Source organism: Caballeronia sp. LZ001, from assembly GCF_031450875.1.
Classification (GTDB): domain Bacteria; phylum Pseudomonadota; class Gammaproteobacteria; order Burkholderiales; family Burkholderiaceae; genus Caballeronia.
The window spans coordinates 3,004,321-3,020,363 of sequence record NZ_JARTVX010000004.1; the positions used below are offsets into that span (position 1 = coordinate 3,004,321).

The 16,043-nt window shown below is 61.7% G+C and carries 16 protein-coding genes and 1 riboswitch; of the genes, 11 read left to right on the forward strand and 5 right to left on the reverse strand.

Going from position 1 to position 16,043, the window contains the following annotated elements; translation table 11 throughout:
• Window positions 1–160: 160 nt before the first annotated feature.
• The 3 genes from P9292_RS24960 to P9292_RS24970 all read left to right on the forward strand — a co-directional run bounded on the left by P9292_RS24960 (window position 161) and on the right by P9292_RS24970 (window position 2,780).
• Entirely contained in the window at window positions 161–1,225 is a 1,065-nt protein-coding gene (locus P9292_RS24960; RefSeq protein WP_244826810.1) for a glycosyltransferase family 4 protein, read from the forward strand.
• Between the two features lie 252 nt (window positions 1,226–1,477).
• On the forward strand, window positions 1,478–2,197 hold the full coding sequence (gene aqpZ, locus P9292_RS24965; RefSeq protein WP_244826809.1) for an aquaporin Z: 720 nt from the start codon (window positions 1,478–1,480) through the stop codon (window positions 2,195–2,197).
• 298 nt (window positions 2,198–2,495) lie between these two features.
• A complete protein-coding gene (locus P9292_RS24970) occupies window positions 2,496–2,780 on the forward strand; it encodes a PXPV repeat protein (RefSeq protein WP_244826808.1) in 285 nt (94 codons plus the stop codon).
• Between the two features lie 454 nt (window positions 2,781–3,234).
• On the opposite strand, the gene P9292_RS24975 is transcribed toward P9292_RS24970, so the two are convergent.
• Complete coding sequence (locus P9292_RS24975) at window positions 3,235–4,059, reverse strand: Cof-type HAD-IIB family hydrolase (RefSeq protein WP_309961719.1); 825 nt, start codon at window positions 4,057–4,059, stop codon at window positions 3,235–3,237.
• Window positions 4,060–4,106: 47 nt separating this feature from the next.
• The gene (locus tag P9292_RS24980) at window positions 4,107–5,003 is read right to left on the reverse strand and encodes a BadF/BadG/BcrA/BcrD ATPase family protein (protein WP_309961721.1); all 897 of its coding nucleotides are present in this window, start codon (window positions 5,001–5,003) and stop codon (window positions 4,107–4,109) included.
• 109 nt (window positions 5,004–5,112) lie between these two features.
• Between P9292_RS24980 and P9292_RS24985 the strand changes: the two genes are divergently transcribed.
• The 3 genes from P9292_RS24985 (at window position 5,113) to P9292_RS24995 (ending at window position 6,986) form a co-directional block, all read left to right on the forward strand.
• Window positions 5,113–5,724 (forward strand): DNA-3-methyladenine glycosylase I, encoded by a 612-nt coding sequence (locus P9292_RS24985; RefSeq protein WP_309961723.1) that lies wholly within the window; start codon window positions 5,113–5,115, stop codon window positions 5,722–5,724.
• 441 nt (window positions 5,725–6,165) lie between these two features.
• Window positions 6,166–6,591, forward strand: coding sequence for a hypothetical protein (locus P9292_RS24990; protein ID WP_244826804.1), 426 nt, complete (start codon window positions 6,166–6,168; stop codon window positions 6,589–6,591).
• A gap of 35 nt (window positions 6,592–6,626) precedes the next feature.
• Window positions 6,627–6,986, forward strand: a complete 360-nt coding sequence (locus tag P9292_RS24995; protein WP_250462691.1) for a hypothetical protein — start codon at window positions 6,627–6,629, stop codon at window positions 6,984–6,986.
• A gap of 100 nt (window positions 6,987–7,086) precedes the next feature.
• Here the strand turns inward: P9292_RS24995 and rpsU are convergent, their stop codons facing one another.
• On the reverse strand, window positions 7,087–7,299 hold the full coding sequence (gene rpsU / locus P9292_RS25000; RefSeq protein ID WP_244826802.1) for a 30S ribosomal protein S21: 213 nt from the start codon (window positions 7,297–7,299) through the stop codon (window positions 7,087–7,089).
• A 322-nt stretch (window positions 7,300–7,621) separates the two neighbouring features.
• Window positions 7,622–8,572, reverse strand: a complete 951-nt coding sequence (locus P9292_RS25005; RefSeq protein WP_309961726.1) for an aldo/keto reductase — start codon at window positions 8,570–8,572, stop codon at window positions 7,622–7,624.
• Window positions 8,573–8,759: 187 nt separating this feature from the next.
• On the opposite strand from P9292_RS25005, the gene P9292_RS25010 reads away from it, so the two are divergent.
• From P9292_RS25010 to P9292_RS25030, 5 genes are all read left to right on the forward strand, one after another.
• A complete protein-coding gene (locus P9292_RS25010) occupies window positions 8,760–10,784 on the forward strand; it encodes a tetratricopeptide repeat protein (protein WP_309961728.1) in 2,025 nt (674 codons plus the stop codon).
• Window positions 10,684–11,001: a hypothetical protein gene (locus P9292_RS25015; RefSeq protein WP_309961730.1), complete on the forward strand. Its 318-nt coding sequence runs from the start codon at window positions 10,684–10,686 to the stop codon at window positions 10,999–11,001. The genes P9292_RS25010 and P9292_RS25015 overlap by 101 nt, the downstream gene beginning before the upstream one ends.
• A 275-nt stretch (window positions 11,002–11,276) precedes the next feature.
• Window positions 11,277–12,413: a flagellin gene (locus P9292_RS25020; protein WP_250508479.1), complete on the forward strand. Its 1,137-nt coding sequence runs from the start codon at window positions 11,277–11,279 to the stop codon at window positions 12,411–12,413.
• 179 nt (window positions 12,414–12,592) lie between these two features.
• A complete protein-coding gene (fliD, locus tag P9292_RS25025) occupies window positions 12,593–14,134 on the forward strand; it encodes a flagellar filament capping protein FliD (RefSeq protein WP_244826798.1) in 1,542 nt (513 codons plus the stop codon).
• 9 nt (window positions 14,135–14,143) lie between these two features.
• Window positions 14,144–14,443 (forward strand): flagellar protein FliT, encoded by a 300-nt coding sequence (locus P9292_RS25030; RefSeq protein WP_244826797.1) that lies wholly within the window; start codon window positions 14,144–14,146, stop codon window positions 14,441–14,443.
• A gap of 126 nt (window positions 14,444–14,569) precedes the next feature.
• Here P9292_RS25030 and P9292_RS25035 read toward each other — a convergent pair whose 3' ends face one another.
• A complete protein-coding gene (locus tag P9292_RS25035; protein ID WP_309961731.1) occupies window positions 14,570–15,580 on the reverse strand; it encodes a sodium:calcium antiporter in 1,011 nt (336 codons plus the stop codon).
• A gap of 121 nt (window positions 15,581–15,701) precedes the next feature.
• A riboswitch (yybP-ykoY riboswitch) is annotated at window positions 15,702–15,866 on the reverse strand.
• Window positions 15,867–16,043: the final 177 nt, after the last annotated feature.

Below are 16,043 nucleotides of genomic sequence, written 5' to 3' on the forward strand. Positions count from 1 at the left end.
CCCGATAATGAGCAGTAAGGGATAACCCGGTTGAACAGTTTCTTGTCCGGGCCAGTCTCGGGCGGCGTCTTCTACACGAACGCGGCCCGCCCGAACGGCATGCGTCGAGCGCTCGACCGGAGCGTGACTGCAATGCCTTAAATAACAGGAGAGTCACGTTATGCGAATCGCACAAATTGCACCGTTGCACGAAGCAGTTCCCCCGAAGTTTTACGGCGGCACCGAGCGCGTCGTGTCGTATCTGACCGACGCACTCGTCGACCTCGGCCACGATGTAACTCTGTTCGCCAGCGGCGATTCGCAAACCAAGGCGACTCTCGATGCGGCCTGGCCGCGCGCGCTGCGCCTCGACCCGACCGTGCGCGACGCGCTCGCGCCGCACATGCTCCTGCTCGAAACCGTCCGCCGCCGCGCGCATGAATTCGACGTGCTGCACTTCCACCTCGACTACATGCCGTTCCCGCTGTTCACGCAGATGGACACGCCTTTCGTGACGACGCTGCACGGCCGTCTCGACCTGCCTGAACTCCAGCCGATCTTCAACACGTTCACGAAGGCGAACGTGATCTCGATCTCGGACAATCAACGCACGCCGCTGCCGCAAGCGAACTGGCTGAACACGGTCTATCACGGTCTGCCGGAAGATTTGCTCACGCCGCAGCCGCACAAGAAGCCGGAATACCTGGCGTTCCTCGGCCGTATCTGCCCGGAAAAGCGCGCCGATCTGGCCATCAAGATCGCGGCGCAAAGCGGTTTGCCGCTGAAGATCGCCGCGAAAGTGGACAAGGTCGACCAGGAATATTTCAAGTCGACCATCGAGCCGCTCTTGTCGCAGGCGCATGTCGAGTTCATCGGCGAGATCAATGAAGCGCAAAAGCCGGAATTCTTGTCGGGCGCGAAAGCGCTGCTGTTCCCGATCGACTGGAACGAGCCGTTTGGCCTCGTGATGATCGAAGCGATGGCATGCGGCACGCCGGTGATCGCGTTCAATCGCGGCTCGGTGCCGGAAGTGATCGATCATGGCGTGACCGGCTTTATCTGCGAAGACGTGCAAGGCGCAGTGGGCGCGCTGCATCGGATAGATGAGCTATCGCGCACGGAAATCCGCGCGCAGTTCGAGCGTCGTTTCAGCGCGAAGACCATGGCGCAAAATTACGTCGATAGCTACACGGCCATGCTTCAGGCGGCCAAGCGTCCGGTGCTTCGTCAGGTCGCAGTGGGCTGATATGCAACGCGCTAGACCTTAGGTATCGTTTAAAAAAACCGCCCGACAACGGGCGGTTTTTCATTGTGTAAACCTAACTTCAACCCGCTAAGGATATTCCGAAGATTCTGCCGTTATCGCGTGAATTGACTGCAAATCAACCATTTTTGACAGTTTTGCCAAAGAATCGCGCTTAAACTCCGCTGCGCAAGAGGAGTTGAGCTTTCTTGCATTTTGTCAACGGTTGTTCATATTTTTCACGAAGGCAGGATCATGCAATTGTCGAAGCGTCTCGGCGCTGAAATTTTCGGTACTTTCTGGCTTGTGCTGGGCGGTTGCGGAAGCGCCGTGCTTGCCGCGGCCTTTCCTCATGTCGGCATTGGCCTGGCTGGCGTTTCGCTGGCGTTCGGTCTCACCGTGCTCACCATGGCTTACGCCATCGGCCATGTGTCGGGTTGCCACCTGAACCCTGCGGTCAGCATCGGTCTCGCGGTTGCGGGCCGCTTTCCGGTACGTGATCTCGGTCCGTACATCATCGCTCAGGTGATCGGCGCGACGCTCGGCGCATGGGTTTTGTCGCTGATCGCCACGGGCAATCCCGACTTCAATCTGGTTGCCAGCGGCTTCGCGGCGAACGGTTTCGGCGAGCACTCGCCGGGCAACTATTCGATGCTCGCGGCACTGGTTTGCGAAGGCGTAATGACTTTCTTCTTCCTGTTCGTCATTCTCGGCGCCACCGATGACCGCGCACCGAAGGGTTTCGCGCCGATCGCCATCGGCCTGTGCCTCACGCTCATCCATTTGATCTCGATTCCCGTTACCAACACGTCGGTGAATCCGGCGCGTTCGACTGGCCCGGCATTGTTCGTCGGCGGCTGGGCACTCGACCAGTTGTGGCTGTTCTGGATCGCGCCGTTGGCCGGTGCAATCGTCGCGGGCGTGGTGTACCCGATCCTGACGAGCGAACGCAGAAAGGCACTGATCACTGCCTAAGTACGTTTGATCATGCTTCGAAAACGGGCGCCTCGTGCGCCCGTTTTGCTTTTCCAGCGCGAATTCTGTGCCCTTAGATTAAAGCGGCGAGACAAATGTAATGGACAATTACGAAGCATGCTTACTATCTTCGTTTTGCGCGCCGTTCCCTCGCTCGAAAGCCTTGCTGGACAAGGCTCCGGCTTGTTTTATCGTCTTTACGACGCGCTTTCATACCGTAACAACTCGTCGAGGCTTGTAAGACGCGCGGCGCTTACATTGGACTCATGCGACACGCGTCGCTCTAAAGGAGAACACCATGAAGCGCATCGTCACCCACATGCTCGTAGCTGCCGGCCTCGCGATCGGTGCGGTTGGAGCGGCTCAGGCCCACAGTGATCTTCACATCGGCGTTTCGCTCGGCGCACCCGCGTATGTGGCGCCGGCTCCGGTTTATGTGCGCCCGGCGCCGGTGTATGGCGGACCTTATTATCGTCATGAGGAACCGCGCTGGCATGGCAACTACGGCCACGACAATGGCCGATGGAATCGTGCCGGCTGGCATGACAACGGCAATCACAATGGCTGGGGACGTCGCGGATAAGAATGGCGCAGTCGGTTGCGGCTGCGGTTGCGGCTGCGGCTGCCGGAGCTGCGGTGGCCGGAGCTGCGGCGGCGGTCGCAGTTGAAGTCGCCGTCGCCGTCGCAGTCGCAGTCGCAGTCGCACTTACGGTGGCGTTCGCCGTCGAAGTTTCGATGGCACTCGCGGTCGTTGTCGCAGTTGCGATGGCACTCGCGGTCGCCGTTGCCGTCACAGTTGCGTTGGCAGTTGGAGTCGCAGTCGCACCTACCGTGGCAGTCGCCTTCGCAGTTGCGATGGCACTCGCGGTCGCCGTTGCCGTCACAGTTGCGTTGGCAGTTGGAGTCGCAGTCGCACTTACGGTGGCGGTTGCCTCCGCAGTTGCGATGGCACTCGCGGTCGCCGTTGCCTCCGCAGTTGGGATGGCAGTTGGAGTCACAGCACGAGCCACCGCCGCCCCGCACGCTCCATCAACAGGTCAGGCACCCGCAATTTCGTCGCGAATCCCGAAAAGCTTACGCAACTGATGCGCGACACCCGCCTCGAAGTTGTTGCCAATACGCGGTACGTCCGGCAGCCGCATGATGAGATCGGGATTCGCGTTGTTCATCATGAACGGATGCCCTGCCGTTTCGAGCAGATCGATGTCGTTCATGTTGTCGCCAAACGCGACGCATTGCGCGGGATCGATATCCAGTCGCTGCAAAACGTAGCGCAGCGCGCGTCCCTTCGACACATCCGAGGTCATCACCTCAAGACAGTCCGGCAGCGAATAAGTGACGTACAGCGAGTCGCCGAATTCGCGCTCTAGATTTGCCGCTGTCTCTTTCAGATCGGCCGGCTCGCCGATATACAGCACCTTCGCGATGTTCTCGCCGTCGTGCTCGCGCAGATCCATCACCTCGTACTTGAAGCCCGAATCCTGATGGAAAACGAGCAATTGCGGCGCGTGGCGGTCGATCAGCCACGCGTCGTCGGCGAAGAGGTTGACGATCACGCGCCCATTGCCGCCCGCAAGATCCGGTTGCACCAGACGGCGAACGGCGGCGGGATCGAGATCGCGCGAGTAGATGCGTTCGTCGCCAGGCGCGTGCACGCGTGCGCCGTTCGACGTGATCAGATAGGCGTCGACCCCGAGCACATCGCGAATACCCGCGACGTCGCGATAATGCCGCCCCGTCGCGATCACGATAGGCACGCCGCGCGACGCGAGCGTGCGAACGGTGGTCGCGGTGAAGGGGTCGAGCTGGTGGTTGCTATTGAGAAGCGTGCCGTCGAGATCGGTTGCAATGGCCGAGTACATGAACTGCCCTGTGTGAGCGGATCGAAGCTGCCGCGAAGCGGGCTATTTTATCGCGCCGGACGATGCGCACGTCTCGCCAGTTCCAACGCGCCAGCGGCCGAATCGGCGCGCGGGGATCGCACGCGTTCGCGCAAGGCGGCAGGCACGAACGGCTCGTAAAGCGCGGCTAGTCCGCCGCACAACGCAACAGGCAGCTTGCCCGCGGGATCGAGCGCGCCGACGAGCGTCTCGATCTCCCGTGCGGCCTGCGCGAGCAAACGCGCCGCCGCCGGATGATCGCGGAACTCGAAGACGAGCGGCGCGAGCGTGGCGTAAACCGTCTGATTGGCGGCGCAGAGCCACACGACAAGGCTGTCGCGATCGCTTGCGCCGGTGCGTTCGAGCAGTGCGCGCGACCAGCCGTCGGCATCCGCGCGACCGTCGAGAACGCGCTGAAGATGCACGACCGCGCGCAGGCCGAGCCACGCGCCGCTGGCTTCGTCGCCGCTCGGAAAGCCATAACCGCCGGCGATCCGGCATACACCGGCTTCATCGAGCGATGCCGCGATGCTGCCCGTACCGAGCGCGACGATCACGCCCGCGTCGCCTCCGTGCGCGCCCAGAACCGTGGTGTAGGCGTCGCTCTCGACGCTCAACGCGCGCACGCGTGGCGCGTGAGCAAGAAAGCCCGCGAGCCAGTCTGCGTTATTGACGCCAGCCAGACCGCAGCCGAGCGAGCACGCGTTCCAGTCGAACGGCAGACCGGCGCTTTCGAAGGCGCGCCGGCAGGCATCGCCGATAGCCTGCCACGCGCGCTCCACGCCGAGCGCGAGCGCCGAGGGACCGCCGCTCGCGCGCGCGAGTTCGGCGCCGCCAGCATCGGCAAGAATCACGCGCGTGCCGCTGCCGCCGCCGTCGATGCCCAGCAGAAAGCCGTCAGAAGAAATAAGAGTCGAGGTAGTCATGGCCGCAAGCTTACCGGTGCTGGCGGCGCGCGCCAATTGGCCGAATGGCCGAGGTGGCGGAAAGCGGCCCTTCGGCTATCCTGACGCGATCCGAAAACCGAGAAACGCAATGGCCGATACCGACGCAACCCGCTGCTCCTGGGCGACCGCCACGACGGACGCAATGGTCCACTATCACGACACCGAATGGGGCGTGCCCTCCCGCGACGATCGTCACCTCTTCGAAATGCTGGTGCTCGAAGGCGCGCAAGCCGGGCTTTCGTGGTCGACCATTCTCAACAAACGGGAGGGCTACCGCGCGCTGTTCGCGGACTTCGATATCGAGAAAGTCGCGCGCTTCACTGCGAAGGACATCGAGCGGATCGTCGGCGACGCGCGCGTGGTGCGTAACCGCATGAAGATCGAATCGGCGGTGCTCAATGCGCGCGCGGTCCAGCAAATTCAGGCCGAGCACGGGTCGTTCGCCAGCTTCGTGTGGTCGTTCGTCGGCGACGCCCCGATCGACACGCCCCGGAGCGCGGACAAGCCAACACCAGCATCGACGCCCGAGTCGGACGAACTCAGCCGCGCGCTCAAGAAGTACGGCTGCAAGTTCATCGGCACGACCATTTGCTATGCGTTCATGCAGGCGGCCGGCATGGTCAACGACCACGCGGCGACGTGTCAGGCGCGACAAAAAATCAAGACGAAACGGAAAGCGCCCGCCAAGACCAAGCAATGAGCCCAGTCTGATATGGAAAATCTTTGCTTTTTGGCAACATGCCTGAGTGCAAAAACCACGTATAAGGGAAGATCCTTATAGCTGACGTTTTTTTGCAGTGAAGCAGCGCTGAAACCTTACTGGCTAAGGGTTTCCGATGCTTCTTCCGCACTGCACGAACGTGCGGTTCATGTAAAAATGGCGTCCTCGCGTGCGCCACCGCACCTTTTTACCGAGCCGAACCGTTATAACTGTCGGTAAGCGGATCGTTCAAGGAATCAAGAATCCGACGCGAGCATAAGGACGCTATGAGACCCAGGCGTCCAGGCCGGGAAAACCATCATGCTCGAAGCAGTACCCGGACAGCAGTCGCAACAACGCCGCTGTTCCGGTGCCGCAAGTGCAGGTTGCTCGAACTACTCAACGCTTGGCCGCTGCGCAGGGGCGCAGGGGAGATTGAATATGAAAAGCCTTAACTTCCTGACCCATCAGGACATTTTCAACCGCGCAGTCCAGCATCTTCTCGTGCAAGGACAAGCCGCATTGCTGCCACACGGCGGCGGCGCGTATCGCGGATACTGCGGCGGCTGCCCGATCGGCAGCTTCATTCAGCCGCGCGACTACATCACGGCGATGGAAGGCATTCCCATTCGCTACATCGCGAAGGCGCCCGAAGTGGTGCCGGCGTATATGGATGTAGGCGTCGCGGGTCTCAAGCGTGCGCTCTTGCGCGCGCGTATCAACGTGTTCGATCCCAACACCGTCGAGTTGCTCTCCTGCCTGCAGAACGTGCATGACGTTTTCGGCAAATGGGAATGGCGCGAGCGTCTTGCTTCGATCGCGCGCCAGTTCGGTCTGTCGGCCGAGCTCCTGAAAACGGCTGCATAAGCGCTTCGGGTGTCGAGATGTTGAGCCCAATCACGATGTTGAGTCCAAAGGACATCTACCAACGCGTCAGCCGGCATTTGCTGGAGCAAGGCGCGGTATCGGAAGATGACAACGGTTCCTGCCGCCTGCGCAGCGCGAACGGGCGCAAATGCGCAATCGGTTCGCTGGTGCGCGACGAGCATTACGACCCGGCGCTCGAAGGCGTGGGAATTTCGTACTACCGGCACGCGCACGACGGCAAGCTATTGCGCGCGCTGTATGCGTCGAATGTGAATGCGTACGATCCGAACGTGATCGATCTATTGATGGAGCTGGAGCAGATTCACGACGACTCGAGCGTCGAGGAATGGCCACATCGGCTCGCGGTACTCGGCAAGCGTCACGCGTTCGTCTAAAGACCGGCGGTAGAAAGCAAAACGGCGGTGCGCCCTTAGGGGTCGCACCGCCGTTTGCCTTTGCCGAACCAGATTCGCACCCGGCCCGAGGCGAAGACGCTTAGTGCATCTTCTTCGGCAGCATCTGGCTGCGCAGGCGCTTGCGCAGACGCGAAACGGCTGCTGCCTTCTTGCGCTTGCGCGCGGTGGTCGGCTTTTCGTACGACTGGCGCTCGCGGAGTTCCGCGATCAGGCCATTCTTTTCGATCGTGCGACGGAAACGCCGAATCGCGACATCAAACGGCTCGTTTTCTTTAAGGGTAATGGTGGTCATGTAAATCCTGTTTCGCTAAACGTATTTCTAACTGCACGACGGACAAACCCGCCGCGCGCCGGCACTCCGATCGTCCACCCAACACGGCGGACACGAGCAAAGCGGCCACGGAGGCCGGAAAAGAGAGAGAGTTGAGATTCAGTTGCGCGCTCGCTGGAAAGACGTGAACGCGCATTTGGAGCCGTCTGCTGCACATTGAGCATTTTCACGCTCGACGGCAAAGGCAAAAATCGGACACATTTCTCGATTCGGGCGCGATGTTACCAGAACCTCGCGCCCGTGCCAACACCCCGGTTCACTGCAAGCCTTTGATGCAGCGGAATTATTTTTGCCAGGCGCTGGCTTCGTCGAGCGCTTTGACATCTTCCGGCGTGAGTTGCAGGCGCGTGGCTTCCGCAAGGCTTTCCAGTTGCTGCACGGACGTCGCGCTGGCGATAGGCGCGGTCACGCTCGGGCGCGCGATGATCCACGCAAGCGCGACCGTCGCGGGTGTCGTGTCATTGCGTTTGGCGACTTCGACGAGCGCATCGACAATTTTCAAACCGCGGTCGTTCAGGTACTTCTCCACACGCGAGCCGCGCGCCTTTTCCTGCGTGTCTTCCTTCGAGCGATACTTACCCGACAGAAAGCCGCTTGCAAGACTGAAGTACGTCGCCACGGCGAGCTTGTTGGCATCGACGACCGGTTCGAGATCCGTCTCGTAGGCTTCGCGATCGTAGAGGTTGTATTCCGGCTGAAGGATTTCGTATGCGGGCAGTCCCGATTCCTTCGAGATCTTCAGCGCCTCTTCCACCCGCGCGCCCGAATAGTTCGACGCGCCGATCACGCGCACCTTGCCTGCGGCGATGAGCTTCTGATAAGCGCCGAGCGTTTCTTCGAGCGGCGTGTTTTCGTCGTCGCGATGCGAGTAGTACACGTCGATGTAATCGGTCTTCAGGCGCCGCAGCGAGTCGTCCACCGCCGCCGCGATATTCGCCGCCGAAAGCCCCGAGCGCGTGCTCAGCATGCCGACCTTGGTCGCCAGCACGATCTTGTCGCGCTTGCCGCTTTCCTTGAACCACTTGCCGATGATCGTCTCCGACTCGCCGCCCTGGTGCCCGTCGATCCACGCGGAGTAAACGTCGGCGGTATCGACGAAATTGAGGCCGTGATCAACGAACGCGTCGAGGATGGAGAACGACGTGCGCTCGTCCGCGGTCCAGCCGAACACGTTGCCGCCGAAAGAAAGCGGCGCGACTTTGAGATCCGATTTGCCGATGGTGCGTGTCTGCATATGTGCTCCGGATGCTTGATGGGTACGGATCGAAAAGGATACGCGGGAACGCGCCCGTGCGCTCGGAGCGCTTTTCGGTGCCTCGCGCAAAAGCGCCGAACTGAGCGGTTTTTCCCCGCCAGTTCCGCCCTTCGGCTCAAGGTGGACGGCTCGATAATCCGTGCAACGCTACCGAAATGCCGAGACCATGAACACCTTCGAAGCACTGGACCAAACGCCCGCACACGTCGCGACGAACGCCGACCAGCAGTTCGAGGCCGATCTCGCCGATGTGCTGCAAGCCGCGATCCTGCAGCATCAGACGCTCAACCTGCACGAGGCCGAGAAGCTCTATCTCCTCGTTCTGGACGCGCGGCCGCAACACGCCGACGCCAACTTCAACCTCGGCATGCTGATGGCGCAGCGCGGTCAATACGAGGCAGCCGTGCCGTTCTTCGAAACCGCGATCGGCACGGACCCGACGCAGCATATCTATTGGGCTACGTATATCGACGTGCTGACGCGCAGCGGTCAGGTCGCGGCGGCGAATATCGTGTTCGAAGTCGCAGTCGCGCAAGGCATGAGCGGGCCGGCAATCGAGAAACTGGCCGCCGAACTGCGCGATGCGACAAAGTCGCGCGAAGGCGTCACGGCGCCAAACGGCCGCACGACGCCGACGCCGCAGGAAGTACAGCAGTTGCATGCGCACTTCAATGGCGGGCGACTCGAAGAAGCCGTGGCGCTCGCGAAGACCCTGACGCAGCGCTTCCCCACTTTTCTGCTGGGATGGGAAGTCATGGGCGTGGCCCAGGTTCGCCTGATGGACCTGCAGTCGGCCATTCCCTCGCTACGCCGTTATCTGCAATTGAAGCCGGATGGAATCGACGTTCGCCGAATCCTGGCCGACTCCCTGCGCCTCTTCGACAAGTTCTTCGAAGCGGAAGCCGAATGCCGGCGCATGATCGAGCAGGACCCGAACTATCCGGAAGCGCACCGCATTCTCGGCGTGACGCTGCGCTCGCTGATGCGCCTCGACGACGCGCAAGCTGCTTGCCGTCGCGCCGTGGAACTCGCGCCGTTGTCGGCGAAAGCGCACGAAACGCTCGGCGTGGTGCTGATGGACCAGACGCGGTTCGACGACGCGGAGAAGCATTCGCGTCGCGCGATCGAACTCGATCCAACTTGCGACAGCGCGCACGAGAACCTGTTGTTCTGCTTGTCGCACAAGGAAGAAATCGACCGGAAGGCGTACTTCGAGCAGCATCTGTACTTCGCCGAGCAATGCGCGAAGCCGCTGCAATCGACGTGGAAGAAGCATCGGAACCAGCCGGACCCGAACCGCTGCATTCGCGTGGGCTTCGTCTCGGGCGACTACAACCAGCATCCGGTGGCTGTCTTCATCGAGCCGGTGTTCCGCTATCTCGTAAACGATCCCAGCGTCACGGTGCACGCGTACTACAACCGCTCGGTGACCGACGAGGTCACGCGCACGCTGCGCGATATCGTGCCGCGCTGGCACGACGTCTCGGGTTATAGCGATGCCGCGCTCGCCGACAAGATTCGCGCGGACGGCATCGACGTGCTGATCGATCTTTCGGGGCACACGGCCTATAACCGCCTGCTGACTTTCGCGCGCAAACCCGCGCCGATCCAGGCGACGTGGATGGGCTATCTCGGCACGACCGGCATGACCGCGATGGATTACTACATCGGCGATCGCCACTATGTGCCTGAAGAACAGATCGACGGTCAGTTCGTCGAAAAGCTGGCGTATCTGCCGGCGTATGCGCCTTTCAAGCCCTCGGAACATGCGCCGGCGCTCAACGCGTTGCCCGCGCTCACCAACGGCCACATCACTTTCGGCAGCTTCAACCGCTTCAACAAACTGCGTCCGCGCACCATTGCGCTGTGGTCGGAACTGCTGCGCGCGGTGCCGGATGCGCGCATGTTGATCGCAGGCGTGCCGCGCGACAACAGCCACACGATTCTGATCGATTGGTTCGAGAAGGAAGGAATCGATGTGAGCCGGGCTCGAGTTTCGTCAGCGCTCGTCGCTCGTGCGCTATCTCGCGCATCACCTCGACGCCGATATCGCGCTCGACACGTTCCCTTACGCGGGCGGCGTCACCACCATGCAGGCGCTGTGGATGGGCGTGCCCACGCTCACCTTGCCCGGCGAACTGATCGCGAGCCGAGGCAGCACGTCGGTGCTTTCCAACACGGGCCTCGGTGACTTCGTGGCTCGCGACCGCGCGGACTTCGTCGCGAAGGGCATCGAATGGGCGGGCCGGGTCGAAGAACTCGCGCAGATCCGCGCCGGCATGCGCGAGCGCTGCCTGCAATCGCCGGGCTTCCAGCCCGACACGGTGGCCCGCGCGCTCTCCGCCAGCATGCGCCAGATGTGGCAGCGCTGGTGCGCCGGCAAGGCTGCGGCCACGTTCGACGTCTGAAGCGAATTTTTTAACGAAAGAAGTCGCTCCGTCTGCCGTTAAAGCTCTCAGACGGGGCATTCAAAAACCGCGAGCATCGGCAGCAGAGCCCCGCTGGGCAAGCTTTAGCACGGATTTCCAGGTATTTATCAGGCAAATCGAAACGAGCACTAAAGTTTGCCTAGCACGGGCCGAAAACCTAAACAAGCGGCCAAACAAACAAACGACGGACGCTTCCGCCAAACGATGGCGTTATCAACTCAGATAAATGCGCCAGGCCTCATCGGAGAAACAAAATGATCGGTATCAATAGCAACATCAACTCGCTGGTCGCTCAGCAAAACCTGAACGGCACGCAAAGCGCACTGTCGTCGGCAATCACGCGTCTTTCGTCGGGCAAGCGCATCAACAGCGCAGCAGACGACGCAGCTGGCCTCGCAATCGCTTCGCGCATGACCTCGCAGATCAACGGCCTGAACCAAGGCGTTTCGAACGCGAACGACGGCGTGTCGATGGTTCAGACGGCTTCGAGCGGTCTGTCGCAGATCACGGATAACCTTCAGCGTATCCGTCAGTTGGCCGTGCAAGCATCGAGCGGCTCGCTGTCGACGGCTGACAAGACCTCGCTGCAACAAGAAGTGACGCAGCGTATCAGCGAAATCAACCGTATCTCGTCGCAAACCACGTTCAACGGCACGAACCTGCTCGACGGCACCGCCGGCAGCAAGACGTTCCAGGTTGGCGCGAACGTCGGCCAGTCGATCACGATCGACCTCGGCTCGGCAGCAAACGTCTCGGCTCTGTCGCTCGGCGGCAGCAACCCGCAGAAGGGCACGGTCATCGGCACGGTCGACGGTCTGAGCCTGGGCAACACGGGTGCATCCGCAGCTGCCAGTTCGGCAACGATCACGTCGGTCAACGTCATCGCTGACGGCTCCGGCGGCTACACGTTCACCGACCAGGACAACAAGGCACTCGGCAGCTCGTTCGCCTCGTCGAACGTGTTCACGGGTCTGTCCGCAGGCAGCACGAGCATCAGCCTGAACAGCACCAACGTTCCTTCGGCAACTGCAGCTCAAACGTCCGAAGTCGGCGCGCTGACCGCGAACAACACGCCGCCGCAAGTGTCGCAAATCGACATCAGCAAGGCGAACGGCGCATCGTCCGCAATCGAGGCAGTCGACAACGCACTGGATGCAGTGAACTCGCTGCAAGCTCAGTTGGGCGCTGTGCAGAACCGCTTCAGCTCGGTTGCCGCTACCCAGACCGCGCAGTCGACCAACCTGTCGTCCGCTCAGTCGCAGATCACCGACGCGAACTTCGCGCAAGAAACCGCGAACCTCTCGAAGGCTCAGGTTCTGCAACAAGCTGGTATCTCGGTTCTGGCGCAAGCGAACTCGATGCCCCAGCAGGTTCTGAAGCTCCTCGGCTAAGCATCGCCGACGCAGTAACCGGCGCGTCTCGATCACGGCGCGCCGGCGACGTACCCAGGGAGGCTTGCCTCCCGATTTGCATTTCCGCCAGAGGCGCCTTCATGACGAATCGCCTGCTGACGGCGCAGTAAAACGCATCTTCAACCGCTCACGGCAAGAAGCCAGAAACGGAGCCATACATGTCCACGGTAGCAACCACTTCGGCATCCACGGTCGATCCGACCAGCGCCGTCCAGCAGGCCGCGCAGTCGATCATCAGTGGCTCGACCAACTCCACGATGGATGTGAACTCGCTCGTCACCGCCATCGTCAACGCGAAGGTCGCCGGACAGACGGATGCGCTGACAGCCAAGCAAACCAAGGACAACACCCAGCTCACCGCGGTCGGCACGCTCAAGTCCGTGCTGTCGCTTTTGCAAAGCTCGGTGAGTTCGCTCGCGGACGGCACGACGCTCGGCGCCTTCACGGCGACCGGCAGCGGCAAGGGTCTGACCGGCACGGCCAGCACCGGCGCGGTCGCGGGCACTTATTCGGTCGCGGTTAGCAATATCGCCACCTCGCAATCGCTTACCTCCACCGCGTTCACCAGCACCGCGCAACTCGGCACGGGCACGATGAAGCTGTCGGTGGGCGGCAAGGACATGTCGATCAGCATCGACTCTTCGAACAACACGCTCGCGGGCATTGCGTCCGCGATCAACAAGGCAAGCGGTAACCCCGGCATCACGGCGGCGGTCGTCAACGGCACCGATGGCGCGCACCTCGTGCTGCGCTCGGCGTCGACGGGCCAGGCCAACGGCATTACCGTGGCGGTCACGCCGAACATGCAGTCCGACGGCACGACGCCCGACGACAACGGTTTGTCCAAACTCAACGTGGCATCGACGTTGAGCGCCGCCACGACAGATTCGAACGGCAATGCGGTTCCGGCACAGACGGCCATCAGCTCGTCGAACTGGACGCAGACGACGGCCGGCATGGACGCCAACTTCACCATCGCGGGCACGCCTGCCAGCAGCTCGACCAATGCGGTCACGACGGCGCTGTCCGGCGTGACGCTGAATCTCACGTCGGATGCGGTCGGCACGACGCAGACCTTGACCATCGCGCAGGACACGGCCACGCAGAAGACGGCCATCGATGGTTTCGTCACCGCGTACAACAACTTCATCACGACGGCCGCGTCGCTGACTTCGTTCGACTCGACCCAGGCAGCCGGTTCGCAAGGCGGCGCGCTGCTCGGCGACTCGATGATGAACACCATTCGCAACGCCCTTTCCAGCACGATTGCCAAGGGCGTGGGTTCCGGCACGAGCCAGGTGAACCTCGCATCGATCGGCATTACGCTGCAACCGGACGGCACGCTCAAGACCGACGAAGACGCGTTGACCGCGGCATTGTCGAGCAACTCGGGCGCGGTGGCATCGCTCTTCAATTCGAGCACGGGCGTAGCCGCGCAACTGAACAACAGCCTGACCGGATTTCTCGCGACAGGCGGTATTGTCGATACGCGCACGACCGCGCTCACCGCCGATCTTTCGAGCATCACGGACCAGCAAACCGCGCTCGCTTCCTACACGGCGCAACTGACCACGACCTACAACGATCAGTTCACCGCGCTCAACACGCTGATGTCGCAGATGGCGACGCAGGGCAGCTACCTGACCGCACTCTTCGGCGGCACCAACAGCGCGGGCGCGCTGGCAAGCAACAAGTCGTAAGGAACGAACATGAACCAGCAAGAAATGATTCAACACGCCTGGGCACTGACCGAGGCGATCGAAGCAGCGGTCAACGAAGAAAACTGGGCGCGCGCGGCCGAACTCACAGAGGCGCGTACGCCGCTCCTGATGGCCGTGGAAGCGAATCAGCCGGCTGAATCGCTCGCGACCATTCGCCGGATTCAGGCGAGCATCGAAGCAACGATGGGCCGTGCGAACGCCGCGCAAGCCATGCTGTCGACGGCGTACCGCAAGTCGATGGATCAGGCGAAAGCCGCCGGACGATATCAACAAGCCGCGCGCTTCTAAAGTTTTTCCGGCACGCGCCGATAACCTTAATAAGAACAACGAGAAGAACGCGTCAGACATGACGCGGCGCTTCGCTCTTGATGCCCGCCTCGCGCGGGCATTTTTTATTTGCGTCGCTCGAAGGCTTCAGCGGCCGAGGGTTAAGGTCAGATAAGCCGCGTACAAGATGCCATTGCCAAGCAATGCCCACAACACCACGCCATTGCCGCGCGCGTTGAAGCGCAGCCATGCCGCCGCCGCGAGCGTGATCAGCACGCCGGTCAGCACTTCCACGCGCGGCTCCCACGGCGTCAGCATGATGCCGATGCCCGGCAGCAAGGTGCCCTGAAATACCATCGCGCCTGTGATGTTGCCGAACGCTAGCGTATCTTTTCCGCGTCGCGCCCAAAGAATGCTGTTCACCTTTTCCGGCAGTTCGGTCGCAATCGGAATGATGATGAGCGAGAGCAAGAGCGGCGATATGCCAAGCGCCGCCGACACGCCTTCCACACCGTGGATGAAGCCCTTCGCCCCGCCGACGAGCAGCACGATGCCGATCAGGAACTGCAGCATGATCGACCCGATACCGTTCGGCAAACCCACGCGCGTGATGAAGAGACGCTCGGGCGCTTCCGTGCCGTGTCCGCTTTCGACAAGACTCGCCGATGCCTTGAACGTGGTGATCACGTAGATCACGTATAAGCCGACGAGGCCGACCGCGAACATCGCCCGCACCTGCCACGCATGATGCGGCACGAACATGGCGCCGGCCGCAATCAGGAACGCGACGAGAAAGAAGTTCAGGTCGCGCGTGAAGCCGCTGCGCTCGGGCACGATCCGGCCGCGCAAGCCACGCGATTTGATGACCGCGAGCGTCATCAGGAAAGTGGAAAGCGTCGCGAGCATGAGTGGCGCGCCGAGAATGGCGCCGACACCGATTTCTTCGTTAACCGAACGGCTCGCCGTGCCGCCCAGCAGCGCGATGATCGGCACGGTCGTTTCCGGCAGCGCCGTGCCGACCGCCGCGAACAGCGATCCAGTCACGCCCTCCGATATGCCGAGCCGTTCGCCGAGATGTTCGAGCGCATTGGTGAAGAGTTCCGATGCGATGAGAATGACCGCGAGCATCAACGCGAGTTCGACGAAAAGCATCGTCATGCGGCACCTCGCGGGAAACGATGCAACGCGCGGGCGCGAATGAGCGCGCAGAGAGACAGGGATTTTTGTAGTTGTGGGGACACGATGATTCCACGGTCGGACGTTCAGCGAACCACGATGCGCCATGCGCCGTCCGACCAAGAACGACAAAGCGCATCGATGGTCTCGCCAAACCGCCGGAATGCGACAGCACCGACCGGTCGAACGCGCCACGGCAGCAAGGCCGAGGATGTTGACGCGTTCTCCTTCGCTGATGGAAGGAAGGCTACTCCCCAAAGACCGGGGCAGTGTAGCCTGAGCCGCCCGGTTCGGCAACCCGCACGGCGCGTTCGAGGCATAAGCGTATGCGCAACGATTCGTTGTCGAGCGGCGAGCGCTTCGCTAACCTAGCCGCGCGGATGCGCTACTTGCTCGCCACACGCGCACAGGGTAAAACCAGCCACAAGAACAATCGTAATGTGAC

Excerpts from the sequence above, each read along its gene's own strand:
- P9292_RS24960 (WP_244826810.1), top strand. The coding sequence starts at position 161 with ATGCGAATCGCACAAATTGCACCGTTGCACGAAGCAGTTCCCCCGAAG.
- aqpZ (WP_244826809.1), top strand. The coding sequence starts at position 1,478 with ATGCAATTGTCGAAGCGTCTCGGCGCTGAAATTTTCGGTACTTTCTGG.
- P9292_RS24970 (WP_244826808.1), top strand. The coding sequence starts at position 2,496 with ATGAAGCGCATCGTCACCCACATGCTCGTAGCTGCCGGCCTCGCGATC.
- P9292_RS24975 (WP_309961719.1), bottom strand. The coding sequence starts at position 4,059 with ATGTACTCGGCCATTGCAACCGATCTCGACGGCACGCTTCTCAATAGC.
- P9292_RS24980 (WP_309961721.1), bottom strand. The coding sequence starts at position 5,003 with ATGACTACCTCGACTCTTATTTCTTCTGACGGCTTTCTGCTGGGCATC.
- P9292_RS24985 (WP_309961723.1), top strand. The coding sequence starts at position 5,113 with ATGGCCGATACCGACGCAACCCGCTGCTCCTGGGCGACCGCCACGACG.
- P9292_RS24990 (WP_244826804.1), top strand. The coding sequence starts at position 6,166 with ATGAAAAGCCTTAACTTCCTGACCCATCAGGACATTTTCAACCGCGCA.
- P9292_RS24995 (WP_250462691.1), top strand. The coding sequence starts at position 6,627 with ATGTTGAGTCCAAAGGACATCTACCAACGCGTCAGCCGGCATTTGCTG.
- rpsU (WP_244826802.1), bottom strand. The coding sequence starts at position 7,299 with ATGACCACCATTACCCTTAAAGAAAACGAGCCGTTTGATGTCGCGATT.
- P9292_RS25005 (WP_309961726.1), bottom strand. The coding sequence starts at position 8,572 with ATGCAGACACGCACCATCGGCAAATCGGATCTCAAAGTCGCGCCGCTT.
- P9292_RS25010 (WP_309961728.1), top strand. The coding sequence starts at position 8,760 with ATGAACACCTTCGAAGCACTGGACCAAACGCCCGCACACGTCGCGACG.
- P9292_RS25015 (WP_309961730.1), top strand. The coding sequence starts at position 10,684 with ATGCAGGCGCTGTGGATGGGCGTGCCCACGCTCACCTTGCCCGGCGAA.
- P9292_RS25020 (WP_250508479.1), top strand. The coding sequence starts at position 11,277 with ATGATCGGTATCAATAGCAACATCAACTCGCTGGTCGCTCAGCAAAAC.
- fliD (WP_244826798.1), top strand. The coding sequence starts at position 12,593 with ATGTCCACGGTAGCAACCACTTCGGCATCCACGGTCGATCCGACCAGC.
- P9292_RS25030 (WP_244826797.1), top strand. The coding sequence starts at position 14,144 with ATGAACCAGCAAGAAATGATTCAACACGCCTGGGCACTGACCGAGGCG.
- P9292_RS25035 (WP_309961731.1), bottom strand. The coding sequence starts at position 15,580 with ATGACGATGCTTTTCGTCGAACTCGCGTTGATGCTCGCGGTCATTCTC.